Source organism: Gimesia sp. (assembly GCF_048260065.1).
Taxonomy (GTDB): domain Bacteria; phylum Planctomycetota; class Planctomycetia; order Planctomycetales; family Planctomycetaceae; genus Gimesia.
Map to the genome: position 1 here is coordinate 12,298 of NZ_JBLXHC010000001.1, position 14,795 is coordinate 27,092.

7 protein-coding genes are annotated in these 14,795 nt (G+C 50.0%); 5 read left to right on the forward strand and 2 right to left on the reverse strand.

Going from position 1 to position 14,795, the window contains the following annotated elements:
- Together ACN0YN_RS00055 and ACN0YN_RS00060 are read left to right on the forward strand one after the other, a co-directional pair.
- Complete coding sequence (locus tag ACN0YN_RS00055) at positions 1-3,588, forward strand: efflux RND transporter permease subunit (protein WP_417382922.1); 3,588 nt, start codon at positions 1-3, stop codon at positions 3,586-3,588.
- Between the two features lie 162 nt (positions 3,589-3,750).
- Complete coding sequence (locus tag ACN0YN_RS00060; protein WP_417382923.1) at positions 3,751-6,690, forward strand: FG-GAP-like repeat-containing protein; 2,940 nt, start codon at positions 3,751-3,753, stop codon at positions 6,688-6,690.
- 40 nt (positions 6,691-6,730) lie between these two features.
- On the opposite strand, the gene ACN0YN_RS00065 is transcribed toward ACN0YN_RS00060, so the two are convergent.
- Positions 6,731-7,417 carry a hypothetical protein gene (locus tag ACN0YN_RS00065; RefSeq protein ID WP_417382924.1) on the reverse strand — a complete coding sequence of 229 codons (687 nt, stop codon included), beginning with the start codon at positions 7,415-7,417 and terminating at the stop codon, positions 6,731-6,733.
- Positions 7,418-8,092: 675 nt separating this feature from the next.
- Here ACN0YN_RS00065 and ACN0YN_RS00070 point away from each other — a divergent pair.
- Positions 8,093-9,157 (forward strand): DUF481 domain-containing protein, encoded by a 1,065-nt coding sequence (locus tag ACN0YN_RS00070; RefSeq protein WP_417382925.1) that lies wholly within the window; start codon positions 8,093-8,095, stop codon positions 9,155-9,157.
- A gap of 8 nt (positions 9,158-9,165) precedes the next feature.
- On the opposite strand, the gene ACN0YN_RS00075 is transcribed toward ACN0YN_RS00070, so the two are convergent.
- The gene (locus tag ACN0YN_RS00075; protein WP_417382926.1) at positions 9,166-11,244 is read right to left on the reverse strand and encodes a M20/M25/M40 family metallo-hydrolase; all 2,079 of its coding nucleotides are present in this window, start codon (positions 11,242-11,244) and stop codon (positions 9,166-9,168) included.
- A 309-nt stretch (positions 11,245-11,553) separates the two neighbouring features.
- Here ACN0YN_RS00075 and ACN0YN_RS00080 point away from each other — a divergent pair, with 309 nt between their 5' ends.
- Together ACN0YN_RS00080 and ACN0YN_RS00085 are read left to right on the forward strand one after the other, a co-directional pair.
- Entirely contained in the window at positions 11,554-13,578 is a 2,025-nt protein-coding gene (locus tag ACN0YN_RS00080) for an AMP-binding protein (RefSeq protein WP_417382927.1), read from the forward strand.
- 11 nt (positions 13,579-13,589) lie between these two features.
- Positions 13,590-14,786: an acetyl-CoA C-acetyltransferase gene (locus ACN0YN_RS00085; protein ID WP_417382928.1), complete on the forward strand. Its 1,197-nt coding sequence runs from the start codon at positions 13,590-13,592 to the stop codon at positions 14,784-14,786.
- Positions 14,787-14,795 lie beyond the last annotated feature (9 nt).

Here is a 14,795-nt window from a genome sequence, read left to right on the forward strand (position 1 = left end):
ATGAATTTGATTACTGCCATTATTCATAATCCGGTCAAGGTGACTGTTGGGGTGTTGTTAACAGTACTGTTCGGTCTGGTTGCATTGATGCGGATGCCGATGCAGTTGACTCCTGAGGTTCAGCGACCCACTATTACCGTAGAAACGCGCTGGCCTGGTGCAAGTCCCCAGGAAGTGGAACGTGAAATCGTTCTGGAGCAGGAAGAGCAGCTGAAGAGCGTGGAAGGGATCACCAAGCTGAGTTCCGAAAGTGCGGATTCCAAAGGGACGATCACACTGGAGTTTCTGGTTGGTACCAACATGGATGAGGCGCTGCTGAAGGTGAATTCGCGACTGCAGCAGGTTCCTGAGTACCCCGAAGATGCTGATCAGCCGATTATCAGTACTGCCAATGCTGCCGACCGACCGATTGCCTGGTTTATTCTCAGCAGTCGTCTCCCCCCTGAAGATAAGATTATCGCGTTTGCAGAAAAACATCCTGAACTCAAAGAGCGTCTGGAGATCATCCGCAAAACTCCTAATCCCGGACTGGCAATGTTGCGGCTGCGGCTGCTCTCGGATGAGTATCCCGATGTCCGGGGTGAGATTCTGCCTAAAGAAGATATTGAAGTCACCAAGCTACGGCGTTTTGCTGAAGATGAAATCGAAGCCCGGTTTGAACGTGTCGCCGGGGTTTCCCAGTCAAACGTACTGGGGGGGCTGGAAGATGAGCTGCAGGTCGTAGTCGATTCCGAAAAGCTGGCAGCGCGTCAGTTGACCATTGCCGATGTGCGTCGCATTCTCCGTGGACAGAATGAAGACACTTCCGCCGGCGATTTCTGGGAAGGGAAACGTCGCTGGGTCGTGCGAACGCTGGGACAATTTCGAAATATTGAAGAAGTTGAAAATCAGCTGCTGGCAGTTCGCGATGGTGCACCGGTTTACGTCAGAGATGTGGCGGAAGTCAAACTGGGATACAAAAAGCCGGATGGTCTGGTGCGACGTTTCGGGGAATCCAGTATCGCCGTCAACTGCATTCGCGAAACAGGCGCCAACGTTCTGGAGATTATGGACGGATTACGGGAAGCCGCGAAGGATATTGATGAAAACATTCTCAAACCGCGGGGCTTACAGCTGGTACAGGTCTATGATGAAACCGATTACATCTATTCCTCAGTTGATCTGGTAAAGAACAATATCTTTATCGGCGGCGCCTTGACGATGATCGTTTTGATGTCATTTCTGCATTTGGGAATTCGTACCCTGATCGTTGTGCCGTTCATTATCCTCTCTGCGGTTGCGGCTGCGTACATTTCCCCCTGGTTTTTCGTTGTCTGTCTGGCGTTGATTATCGGAGCCGGTTTCTGGTTTGCCCGCGGGGCACTGGTGGTGGGACTGGCTATTCCCACCAGTATCATCGGGACTTTCCTGATTCTGGGTTTTCTGGGGCGTTCGTTGAACGTGATCAGTCTGGCAGGTCTGGCATTCGCTGTCGGGATGCTGGTGGACAACGCGGTGGTCGTTCTGGAAAACATTTTCCGCAGGTATTCCCTGGGAGAATCTCCTTACCGGGCCGCTATTAAAGGGACCCAGGAGGTCTGGGGGGCGGTTCTGGCTTCCACACTGACGACGATCGCTGTCTTCTTGCCGGTGGTCTTCATCCAGGAAGAAGCAGGTCAACTGTTCCAGGATATCGCGCTGGCGATCAGTGCTGCTGTGGGGCTGTCTTTGCTGGTTTCCATGACTTTGATCTCGACTGCTTCTGCCCGACTGTTACACAAACGGGATGGTCAGGATATCGAGGATATGACGGTAGTCCATCATCCGGAACAGGAAGAGAACCAGAAGAAAGGGGCGCTGCATCGAATGATCATCGGCCCGATCGAATCGACTGGTGCTTTGTTTGTGAAATCGGTAGTTGGGATGAATCACTGGATCCAGCAGGGACTGCTGCGACGACTGGTGGTGACCGGGATCCTGGTTGGGGCTGCTGTTGGAATCAGCTGGCAACTCTGGCCGAAAGTGGAATATCTTCCCACCGGTAACCGAAACCTGATTTTCTGCATTCTGCTGCCTCCCCCGGGATACAACATGAACCAGTTGATGGAACTTGGGGAAGAAGTCGAAGCCGATCTGCGCCCTTACTGGGACATTGTCGACCCGGAAAGTGAAGAAGCGAAAAAACTGAATTATCCGGTAATTGGTGACTTCTTCTTCGTGGCGCGGGGGCGAATGGTCTTCATGGGGATTCGCGCATATGATTCACAGCGCGTGGGTGAACTGATTCCGCTGGTTCAACAGGCGGGAGCGAAGCTTGAGGGAACCTTTGCCGTTGCGAAACAGTCGAGTCTGTTCGAACAGGGACTGACGGGCGGACGCACCGTGGAAGTGGAAATCATTGGTCCCGACCTGGAAAAACTGGTCAAGATGGGAGGGGAAGTTCTGGTCAAAGTCAAAGGGATTCGGGATGGCGAGAAAGTAATCCTTGAAGGAATCATCCCTGATGCTCAGGTACGCCCTGTTCCCAGTCTGGACCTTTCCAGCCCGGAAGTGCATATTCAACCCAAACTGGTGCAGGCAGCGGAAATGGGAGTCAGCAGTGCCGACCTGGGTTATATGGCAAATGCTCTGGTCGATGGTGCCTTTGCCGGTGATTATTATCTGGGGGGCGATAAAATCGATTTGTCAATCGTCGGAGAATCGCGGCATATTCAGAATACCCAGGACGTAAAAGCCATTTCCGTGGCAACACCCATTGGTCAACTCGTGCCTCTGGAAGCTCTGGCAAATGTTGAGATCACCAGTGGACCGGAACAGGTAAATCACCGGGAACGACAGCGGGCGATTACGATTGAAGTATCACCTCCCGAAGCGATGGCACTCGAAGATGCAATGCAACAGATCCAGGACAAGATCGTGCAGCCCATGCGCGAAAGTGGTAAACTGGATGGTGGTTACCGGATTATGCTGTCGGGTACCGCAGACAAATTGCGCGATACCTGGGCGGCATTACAGTTTAATGTGCTGCTGGCGTTGATGATCACTTACCTGTTGATGGCGGCCTTGTTTGAATCCTGGCTCTATCCTCTGGTTATTATTTTCAGTGTCCCTCTGGGCGCGGTCGGTGGAATTCTGGGGCTCAGTATTCTGAATCTGTTTATGCTGCAGACCCTGGATGTGCTCACCATGCTGGGCTTCGTGATCCTGATCGGGACTGTGGTGAATAACCCGATTCTGATCATTCACCAGTCTTTGAACCACATCAATGAGGATGGCATGACCCCTCGCGAAGCAATCCTGGAAAGTATCCGAACGCGTATTCGTCCCATTTTCATGACCACTACGACTACTGTACTTGGATTATTACCTCTGGTTCTGTTCCCCGGTGCAGGTAGTGAACTCTATCGTGGACTGGGAAGTGTGGTACTGGGAGGTTTGATCGTTTCTACTCTGTTTACTTTGATTCTGGTTCCCACCCTGTTCAGTCTGACGATGGACGCAAAAGAGTGGAGTCTGAATCTGTTACGTCCCGGCACATTTAAACGGACTCAAGAAACTGCTGCGCCACATGAGGTTGAAGTGGAATCGAAAGAAAATGTAACGGTGTGAAGCACGCTTGCCCAGTAGTGTCGGGCAAGCGGTCCGTTTACAATCCATGGTGTGGCAGACGCTCATTAGAGTGATCTCTGTGCTCAGGTTCCCTCCAGCAGGAAGTCATACATTTTCTGTTAAGTCGTTCCGTTTCGTCCTGCTCAGACTAAAATTCTTCTTTTGTCGAGTGAAAGTATCAATACTGTGGTGCGTGCGATCTGGATCAGTGTGATACTGCTGACTGTGGGATTGGGGGTTTATTTTTCTGGAGTGCTGGAGACGGATCCCGACGTGGTTTTGCAACGGGCCTCTCATGCATTTCGCATGGAGAAAAACGAAGAAGCGAAACAGTATCTGAATCAACTGCTCGATTCTCCTTCTCATCAAGTTCCGGCAGCCATGCTGGGGGCTGAGATTGCGATTAAAGAACGTGATCCAGTAGAAGCCATTCACTATTATGAACATGTGCCCGATAATGGCAGCCGGGAGGCATTAAAAGCCAGAATCCGTTCGGGAGAACTCTACCTGTTTCAATTGAAACAGCTGTCAAAAGCACAAGATGAATTCTTACGGGCACAGCAGTCGTTTCCCGATGATCCAGACGTTCTTGAAAGATTGTCTTATCTTTACGGGCTGACCGCGCGTTCCTGGGAGGCGGTTCCAGTCAGGCTCAAACTGCTGAAGCAGGGACGCATTGATCCCCTGATTCTGTATCTGCTGGCAATGAGTGATCGATCTCTGGAGAACCCACAACTGATTACAGAGTATTCAGCTGTGGCACCGGAAGATCCGCTGGTCCAACTTGTTGAAGCGCGGCTGGAAATGGACCGCCAGGAATATGCAGCCGCGGAAAAACGATTATCGAATCTGGTTTCGACACAACCAGAACTGAGTCAGGCACAGGTATTACTGGGGCAGATTCTGTTACAGAATGACGACGAACCCCGTTTCAAAGAATGGCAGGAGTCGTTGTCAGATCATGTTCGAGAACATCCCGATATCTGGAGTCTCGAGGGGCAATGGTATCAGAAACGGGGGGAGGGAGACCGCGCCATTCATTGTTTTGCAGAAGCGCTCAAACGGAATGCGACGAATTCGACAGCCAGTTATCAACTGGGACAGTTATTGAAACAGTCCGGCAACCAGAACGCTGAGAAACTGTTGGATTACACACAGAAGTTGCAGAGCTATGAAGGGCTCGTCAAAGTGCTGTATAGCGATAAAGATCTTCAGGTTGCGCCGCAGTTAGTCGCGCTGGCAAAAGAACTGGGTTTACTCTGGGAAGCCTATGGCTGGAGCCGGGCTTCACTGCTGCTTGATCCTCAACTGGAGTGGGCACAGGTGATGGCGCGTGAGTTTAAACCCGAACTGTCCGAATTGGAACTGACCAGAATGCTTGCCGACAGGAATCCTGTCGCGCAATTAGAACTCACGGTACCGAATCCGGTTTCAGAGGGGAAAATGACAGGACCGGTAAGTCAGCGCGATGAAGAGGCTGCAGTCACTTCCATCTCGTTTGAGGAAGTTGCAGCAGCCGCGGGAATTTCCTTTCAATATTTTAACGGTCATGACTGGCCGGCTTCCGCTCATAAAATGTATGAATTCACTGGAGGGGGAGTGGGTATTCTGGATTTTAACGCGGATGGCTGGCCTGATATCTATCTGACACAGGGAGCACCCTGGCCTGTAAATGATCGGCAGAAGCAATTTTTTGATCGGCTGTTTGAAAATCAGGGAGATGGAACATTTCGTGACGTAACCGGTTCAACGGGAATCCTTGAAAACCGATTCAGTCAGGGAGTCACGATTGGAGATCTGAATAATGACGGTTTCGATGATATCTATGTGGGAAACATCGGTTTCAATCGACTGTATCTGAATAATGGAGATGGAACTTATACGGAATCAGATCAGGCAAAAGGTTCAGAGAAAGACTGGACTACCAGTTGTCTGATGGCTGATTTAAACAGCGATGGCGCACCGGAGATCTACGCCGTCAACTATCTCACAGGAGAGGATGTTTTTGATCGCGTCTGTCGAACGGCCGATGGTTCAGAGCGGTCCTGTATGCCATTAAACTTTCCCGCGGCACAGGATCAGTTATTCGAAAATATGAATGACAGCCGGTTCGAAAATATTACTTCGTCTTCCGGGATCCAGGTTGCAGAAGGAAAGGGGCTGGGGATCATTGCAGCAGATCTGAAGGGGAAGGGCTTTCCCGATCTGTTTATCGCCAATGATGCAGTGGCCAATTTTTTTATGGTCAATCAGGGGATGCGAAAGCCAACGTTTCAGGAAGAGGCTCTGTTGTCAGGACTGGCTTTCAATGCACAGGGGCGAACCGAAGCCTGTATGGGAGTTGCAGCGGGTGACGCTGATGCAGATGGCCTGCTCGATATTTATGTCACCAACTATTATCGGGAAACGAATACTCTGTATCGTCAGGTCTCGCCGGACTCATTCATCGATAATACGCAGGCTGCGAATCTGTCCGATTCGACGCTCTATCAACTCGGATTTGGAACCCAGTTTCTGGATGCTGACCTGGATAGCCTGCTGGATCTGCTGATCGTCAACGGGCATGTCGAAGATCTGTCAGCCGACGAGATACCCTGGCAGATGCAGCCTCAGTTGATGTGGAATCGGGGAAAAGGTGTATTTCAGGAACTACAGACACCCGGGATAGGTGCATTTTTTCAGAAGAAGAGGCTGGGAAGGGGACTGGCTCGTGTTGACTGGAATCGAGATGGCCGGGAAGAAGCAGTCCTGACCAGTCTGGATCAACCACTGGCTCTGCTGAAAAATACAACCGAACCACACGGTCATCGGCTCGTTGTTATACTGACGGGGACCAGATCCAGCCGCGATGCTATTGGTACGACAGTGCGTCTGAAGATCAAAGGGGAGACGCTCGTACGCCAACTGACAGCCGGTGATGGTTATCAGGCTCGGAATCAACGGGTTCTGACTTTTGGAACCGGGGAGAGTAAAGCTGATGTGCAGCTCGAAGTCAACTGGCCATCAGGTCTGAAGCAGGTATTTGAAGGGGTTGCCATTGATCAGGAGGTTCAACTGATCGAAGGGCAGGCGACACCGGTTATCAAACGGATCTATAAATGATGAGATCTTAGAAGTGAGCAGGGATCCAGATCGAATCAGCTTATTCGAAATCGATTCCCAGACGATACTTCAACTGTTCCAGCTCTTCAATGGATTCATCGCTGGATGAGTGCACATGTTCTGCTTCCGTGATGAATTTCAGGTCATTGATATGCGGAATACCATATTCGTCCAGAGTCTGTTCGAACTGTTCGATTCCCTGACCGTACATGATGAGCAGTTTATGTTCGTCGAATTGAACTTCCAGAGGAATCTGGGGGTTCAGAACAGCGATTCCGGCACAGCCATCGTTCAGAAGCAGATCTTCATAATCGTAGAGTGTACTTTTCAGAACGGGCAGATCCATGTGTTCGCGATACAGGTCCTGGTGCTGATTGTTAGAACCATCGTGGCTGGTTTCCAGAACGACATCGACTTCGTGTCCCAGTGGATCGAGCAGATCAATAAAGAGGTCAAACAGAATTTCCCGGGAAGCGGATGCCATCAGGACAGGGATTTTAATTCCGGTTTCTTTGTCAGTATAGACATCGTGACGATATCCGGCCTGTGGTACGACTTCCAGATCGTATGAAGGGCGGATTGCATCTGTCAGAGTGAAGTTGCCATATTTGGCAATTCTCAAATGTGTTTCCAACTGGTCTTCTGAGAGACTTTCGAAACTGCTGCGCGCTTTGCCAGCGGCATTATCACGATAAGTCGTCTTCAAAAATCGTTTCAAGAATCCCATAATTCAATCTTTCCCCCTCACGACAGGCAACAATCATGTCACCAACCGGGCTGGAACAGCCCATGTATTGCTAAATGTTTTGATTTGCTGTGTTGACTGGTCAGTAAGTCCGCTGCTGCTGGCCCGGAACAAACTGCAATCAAAAAAACTTTAGCACGCAAAATCAGGCGCGGTCTGAAGTACTCAGGATGTTGCCTGCTTTTTTGCTGAGTTTGAGACAGCGAAGCCGGAGAGATGAGATACAGAAGGAGTTCCAGACAGTGAAAAGATCCGGTTATACCGATCAGGGAAGTTACCAGTTCTGATTCAGGCGACCAAAACAGTCAGAATTGCTGTATTCCCTCTGATCGTTACGATGGTTCGGGATCAGAAAAAAATACAAAGCTGATTTCAATCGAAAGTTATATAAGTGTCTGCTTAATAGTGGGTTAAGAGGATTTGACTGTCTGGTTTCGGGTGAAGAAAACTACACCCATTCATGCACGGGATTGTCATAAAAACGCATTGCAGTGAATCCAGAACCTTACTAGAATCCGGTCCCCCTCTCCCCGTTCTATCTCAATACGCTCCACATCATATCCTGAATCCCACAACTCAGTTGTACAGCCACGGATGGTTAGGTTAATGGGTTGTTCTACCCGCTTTATTCAATCTGAAAAACTCTTAAGGTTCCTTTTGATACCTCTTGTGTGTCTGTGGGGGCTTACGGGCGTTGTGTATTCAGCTGATGCCAGTGAGGTGGAAACACTTTATCTGAAGAGCGGCGAGTTTTTCTCTGGTGAAAGCATTGGCTTTGAGAATGGAAACATTTTGTTTCGACAGTCGGATGGACAGGTGCAGTCCATTTTACTGGAGAACGTAGATCGTCTGGAGTATCAAGGGGCCGATACCTCTACTGGTGAGGGAGATCAACTCCTGGTCAGTAATGATAACGCAGAGTTGCCCCCATTACCTTCAATGATCAATCAGGTTCCTGTACCACAACCACTGGGAGTGGCACCTGATTTGAATGATGAGTTTGATGACGAATCGCCGTTCGGACAAATCACAGAGTATTCGGAACAATGTTGGGAATATGTCGAAATCTGGACGAAACAGTTCGAACTGGGGGGGACGTATCTGGCGGGAAATACTGATCGCAGTTATGTCACAACCGGTTTGAATCTCGAAAAATCTGATAATGATAACCTGTTCGAGTTTGAAATCGGTGGTCGCTGGGGGCAAGCGAATGGAGTGCGTGATGCCAATCGCTGGTATGGAAATGCCACTTTAGATATTGCACGTACCTCTAACTGGATCATCTTCTTCACGAATAAAAATACGTATGATGAATTTGAAAATCTGGACTGGCGTGGAACCATTTCCTCTGGTTTGGGATATCGGTTCATCAATGAAGATGATAAACGACTGATAATTCGTATTGGTCCTGGTGGAACGCGCGAAATTTATAACAGCCCCACATTAAAACGAACCACGTTCGATATGTTTGCGGAGCTTGAATTCAAGTGGCCGCTTTCCGATCATGTCAAACTGGAACACAAGCAGACCTGGACTCCCAGTCTGGATGTCGCACAAATTCTGCGTGTGACTACCGAAACCGGACTGTTATTCAAACTTGATAATAAAGACCGCTGGAATCTGCGCATGGGACTGCTGCAGGTTTATAACTCGTTCCCCAACGCCGGTCGTAAGAAGAGCGACTATACAGGCAGCGTTTCACTGGTTTATACACGCAAATAGTTGCTGATTTATTTGGGTTTGCCCAGCTTGACGGTCAGTTTAACCCGCTTTCCTTCACGCATGACGGTCACTTCAACCTCTTCACCGGGGGAGAACATGCGGAGTGCCAGATCAAAGTCATCGAGTCCGTCAATTTTAGTTTTCCCCATTTTGATGATGGAGTCGCCAGCTTTCAGTCCCGCTTTATCGGCAGGGCTGCCGGGAGAGGCACCGGAAATATGATAGCCGGGGCCCTCGCCACCAAAATCAGGGATACTGCCGAAGTAAGGCCGATTTCGGGAACGCATGGTTGTAGCCGGGCGTTCGATTTTCACGTACTCAGGCCGTTTCGGGTTCTCAGCAGTCGCAACCGCAATTTCTTCGAGAAAGCCGACCACGCGCTGCATGCCGGGAATATTGATTTTGTCCCAGTCATCGGAAGGACGATGATAGTCGCTGTGTGTTCCGGTAAATAAATGGAGCACGGGAATCTGTTTCCCATAAAAGGAACTGTGATCACTGGGGCCAAAACCCTCTGGTTTGAGTGACAGTTTCAAATCGTATGCTTTCGCAGTTTCTTCGACCAGTTTTTCCCAGCGCGGCGCCGTTCCCGTCCCAAATACGGTAAGCTTATCATCGGTAAGTCGGCCTACCATATCCATATTCAGCATGGCAACCGTATTCTTGATATCGAAAACCGGGTTCTTCACATAATGCGCGGAACCGATCAAACCACGTTCTTCACCTGTGAAGGCGATAAAGACAATTCGACGCGGCAACGGTGTTTTACGGGCTGCCAGTTTGCGTGCCAGTTCAATGAGGGCGACGGTTCCCGATGCATTATCATCGGCTCCGTTATGGACATCGGTCGAACCGGGAGCCAGCGAACCTTCACCGCCATAACCCACATGATCGTAGTGGGCACCAATCACAATAGTTTCGTCAGCGTGGGGGCCTTTCCCCTCCAGGACGCCAATCACATTTTTGATTTCTGTACGAATCTGTTCGACAGAGATCTCACCCTTTGCTTTCCACTCTGTCAGGGCGAAACTTTCCGGCTTCAGGTCTTTGTCAATATTCTGCTCCAGTTCCTGCAGTGTGGGCTTTCCAGCTGCTTTAAACAACTGGTTACAGGCATCAATTGAAATATGCGCAATTGGTATGGAGCGACCGTCTCCACTGCCGGCGTAACCAAACTCCATCAGTTTGTCGAATTTCGCATCTTTCAGAACCTGTCGTGCCTGTTGGATATAATGTAACGCTTTTTTGAGTTCGCGTTCTGCTTCTTCCTGTTTCTGATCCTTCGCTTTCGACCATGTATCTGTCGCAGTGATCAATTCTTCTATGGCATCCTGTTCGAGTTCTTTCGCTTCCTTTTTATTTTCTTCAATCGAATTGGGGTCATTCACGAACAGAATCGCTTTGGCCCCTTTGCCAAAAGCCGTGCTGACCTTATAACGCAAAGCAGCATAGCGGGAAATTCCATGCGCGCCGGCGAACGGACTTTTTTTATCTCCCTGTTGAGGAGTCCGTCGCATGATGATTACAACTTTATCTTTGACGTCCAGATCAGCGTAATCATTGTATTTCAGATCGGCGGCATCAATGCCGTAACCGCAGAATACCAGTTCTGCATCGAATTTTCCGGAGCCTCCGAAAGAGCAAGCCCGAAACTCCTGATCGTATTTCAGGGGAATGGTATTTCCGTCAGGCCCTGTCAGTTCCAGTTGGTTGACCGGTCCCAGTTTACTGCCGGTATTGATTGTGAATTTCTGGAAAGCACCCTCTTCGATGACCTTGACGTTCAAACCTGCCTGCTGAAACTCTTTGGCGATATAATCGGCTGCCAGATTGATACCCTGAGTGTCGACACCGCGCCCTTCCAGTTCATCAGATGCGAGATATTTGATCGCCTCCAGCATGCGTTTTCCGCTGGCAGAATCGGGTTCTGATTTTGTTTTGACTGCTGCTGTCTCGGGTTTGGCAGGAGTTTCCCCATATACGGATGAGAGATCTGACGATGTAAGCAGACTCAAACTGAACAGGCTGAAGATGCAGGACTTGAAACAAACGGTGACAACAGCGGATTTAATATTCCAGACAGACATAAAACCTCTTTCTCTTTCGATTTGTCTGTAAAACAGGTCATTACGTAATACGTCAACCGTGGGGCGCATGTTGGAACGACAAGCCAGTTTCACCTGTCATTCAATTACGGTGTCTATTGTATTTTCGCATTTGCCAGACGGAATGGAAGTCATTACACGAGGTTAAATGGAAATTCGTAGATGGCGACCAACTCATTTTGGCTGTTGGGTTTACGCAGGGCAAGCCTGAACTGGCGATTTGAATCAGGAACGGTTAGAGTTTAAATCTTCATGCAGACCTGAGACCCCCGATTGATAATGGAACGATCCATGGAGATTCCCACAGCAGCGCTCATCGACTGTGGTCTACCAGCCGAGGCAGCAAACCAGCTGGTTGATTTACTGAGACAGACCCCCATCCGGTCGGATGAGGAACTCTGGCGTTTTCTGATCGCTGAAGTTTTAACTCCGGAGATTCCGTTCAGCGTTCATCAGTTATTGTACCAGCGGGTACTTCAGGAACGACTTGCCAACGGAAAACCAGCTCCGGCCTGGTTTCCTGGGGAGCGGGAGCTGAAGGATTCTCACCTCGCGACATGGGCGTCCGATTTGAATCTGGACGATTTTGATTCGCTCTATCACTGGTCGATTACGAACCGGGACTCATTTACAACAAAGTTAATTGACTCTCTGAAAATTCAATTTAGAGAACCACCGCAACAAATCATGGATTTGAATGCTGGAGTCGAGCAGGTTGAATGGCTCAGGGGCGCGACATTGAATATCGTCGAGTCCTGTCTGCGGGAGAAGTCCGAAGAAACGGCGATCCTGTTTCAGCGTGGTACTGATGAAGTACAGCGAATCAGCTATCGGGAGCTGCGAGTATTAACGGCCCGGGTTGCGAACGGTTTAACAGAAGCAGGTATCAAACCAGGGGAACGGGTCGCCGTGATGATGCCGATGACGCCGGAATCGGTGGCGATTTTTCTGGGAATCATTGCCGCCGGCTGTGTGGTTGTGACGATTGCAGACAGTTTTTCTGCAGAAGAAATGCAGGTCCGTCTGAAAATAACAGCACCCCGGCTGATCTTCATTCAGGATGTGATCACGCGGAATGGTCGTCATCTTCCTCTATTTGAAAAACTGGCATCGCTGGATGATTTACCGGCTGTTGTGATTCCGGAATCAGAATCGCTGGCAATATCGCTCCGCAAAGATGACCAGCGGTGGTCGGAATTTCTGTCTGATAATTCAGAACTGAGCTGTGTGCCTCGTTTGCCTCATGATGAGTCGACGATTCTCTTTTCTTCGGGAACAACAGGCAGTCCCAAAGGGATTTCCTGGGACCAGACAACGCCGATCAAATCTGCAGGGGATGGATATCTGCATCATGATATTCACGTGGGGGATATCGTCTGCTGGCCGACTAATCTGGGCTGGATGATGGGACCCTGGCTGGTGTATGCCTCGTTGATCAATGATGCCACGATTGCTCTGTCGGATGCCGTACCCACCAGTCGCCGGTTTTGTGAGTTCGTCCAGAATGCAGGCGTCACCATGCTGGGACTGGTACCGAGTATCGTTTCCGCCTGGCGAAGTCAGGATGCAACTGCTGGGCTGGACTGGTCACACATCAAGGTCTTCAGCTCCACCGGTGAGTGTTCCAATCCTGAAGACATGTTGTGGCTGATGTCACGCGCCGGCTACCGCCCAGTGATTGAATATTGTGGCGGAACGGAAACCGGAGGCGGCTATATCACCGGGACTGTTCTGAAGCCAGGCGTGCCCGGTCTGTTTTCCTGTCCGGCACTCGGTTTTGAATGGCTGTTATTGAGTGAATCGGGAGAAGATACGACAAACGGCGAAGTGTTCTTTGTCCCTCCCGTAATTGGACTCTCGACGCGATTGATCAACCGGGATCATCATGCGGTTTATTTTGCGGATATCACTCCTGGGCCAGACGGACAGGTTCTCCGCCGGCATGGTGATCAGATTGAAGCGTTGTCGGGGGGATATTTTCGCGCCCATGGTCGAGTCGATGATGCGATGAATCTGGGGGGGATCAAAGTCAGTTCCGTACAGATTGAAGAGCTGTTGACGCAGGCTGGAGGAGTCAGGGAAGTCGCTGCAATTGCGGTCGCCCCTCCTGGAGGAGGTCCTAGCCAGTTAGTTATCTTTGTGGTGATGCAAAAGGGAGTTCCATTTGTGGCAACAGAGCTGCAACAGCAGATGCAACAGATTATTCGCAGTCAGCTTAATCCACTTTTCAAAATCCATGCCGTTCGGGAAATTGAACAACTGCCGCGTACTGCGTCCAACAAAGTGATGCGGCGAACATTACGTGATCTCTATTAGAGTGAGAAAATATGAGTCAGCAGAAACAGACAAGAGTTGCCGTGCTTAGTGCCACCCGCACTCCCATCGGTTCGTTTAATGGCGTGTTTAAAGATCTCTCCGCAGTCAAACTGGGTACGATTGCGGCCAAAGAAACATTAAAACGAGGGCAGCTCAGTGCCTCTCAGGTCGATGAGGTATTTCTGGGGCAGGTCTTTACTGCAGGCTGTGGTATGAACCCGGCCCGGCAGGTGGCCCTCAACTCGGGGATGCCGTTTAGTGTGCCTGCTACCACCGTGAATATGGTGTGTGGTTCGGGATTGAAGTCAGTCGCATTGGGAGTCCAGTCGATTCTGTGTGGCAATGCGCGTGTGGTGCTCGCAGGGGGTATGGAAAGTATGAGCAATGCACCCTACCTGCTGCAGGGAGCACGCAGTGGTTTCAAGATGGGAAACCAGCAACTGGTGGATTCCATGATTCATGATGCGTTGTGGGATGCCTTTTACGACTGTCACATGGGGATCACTGCTGAAAATCTTTCCGAGAAGTATGACATTTCCCGTGAAGCCCAGGATCGTTACGCAGTACAGAGCCAGGAACGATGTCAGACAGCGATTGAAGCCGGAAAATTTGAGAAGGAGATCGTGAGTGTTTCTGTGACCAACAGGAAAAAAGAAACAATGGTGATTTCCCAGGATGAATATCCGCGAAAAGAGACCAGTTATGAAACGATCTCCTGCCTGCGACCTGCTTTTAAACCGGAAGGTACAGTCACTGCTGCAAATTCCTCTGGAATCAATGATGGCGCCGCAACACTGCTGATTGCTGACGAGAGTTTTGTCACAGAAAATAAGCTGAAACCGTTGGCGTGGATTCGTGCATTTTCCAATGTGGGGCTGGATCCACAGTATATGGGCATGGGACCTGCTCACGCAGTGGAGGCTTTGTTGAAGGCAGAAAAAATGAAACTGAATGATATTGGGTTGCTGGAAGTAAACGAAGCATTTGCGGCACAAACACTGGCCGTTGGTAAAACCTTGAGTTGGGATCAAGAGCGAGTGAATGTGAATGGAGGAGCCATTGCCCTGGGGCATCCCCTGGGAGCCAGTGGGGCACGCATCGCTGTGAGCTTATTGCACGAAATGCAAAAACGGGAAACACAACAGGGGATTGCTTCACTGTGTATCGGAGGCGGTATGGGGATTGCCATGCTGTTCGAAGCGGCGTGAGTCATTCAG

Excerpts from the sequence above, each read along its gene's own strand:
- ACN0YN_RS00055 (WP_417382922.1), top strand. The coding sequence starts at position 1 with ATGAATTTGATTACTGCCATTATTCATAATCCGGTCAAGGTGACTGTT.
- ACN0YN_RS00080 (WP_417382927.1), top strand. The coding sequence starts at position 11,554 with ATGGAGATTCCCACAGCAGCGCTCATCGACTGTGGTCTACCAGCCGAG.
- ACN0YN_RS00075 (WP_417382926.1), bottom strand. The coding sequence starts at position 11,244 with ATGTCTGTCTGGAATATTAAATCCGCTGTTGTCACCGTTTGTTTCAAG.
- ACN0YN_RS00085 (WP_417382928.1), top strand. The coding sequence starts at position 13,590 with ATGAGTCAGCAGAAACAGACAAGAGTTGCCGTGCTTAGTGCCACCCGC.
- ACN0YN_RS00065 (WP_417382924.1), bottom strand. The coding sequence starts at position 7,417 with ATGGGATTCTTGAAACGATTTTTGAAGACGACTTATCGTGATAATGCC.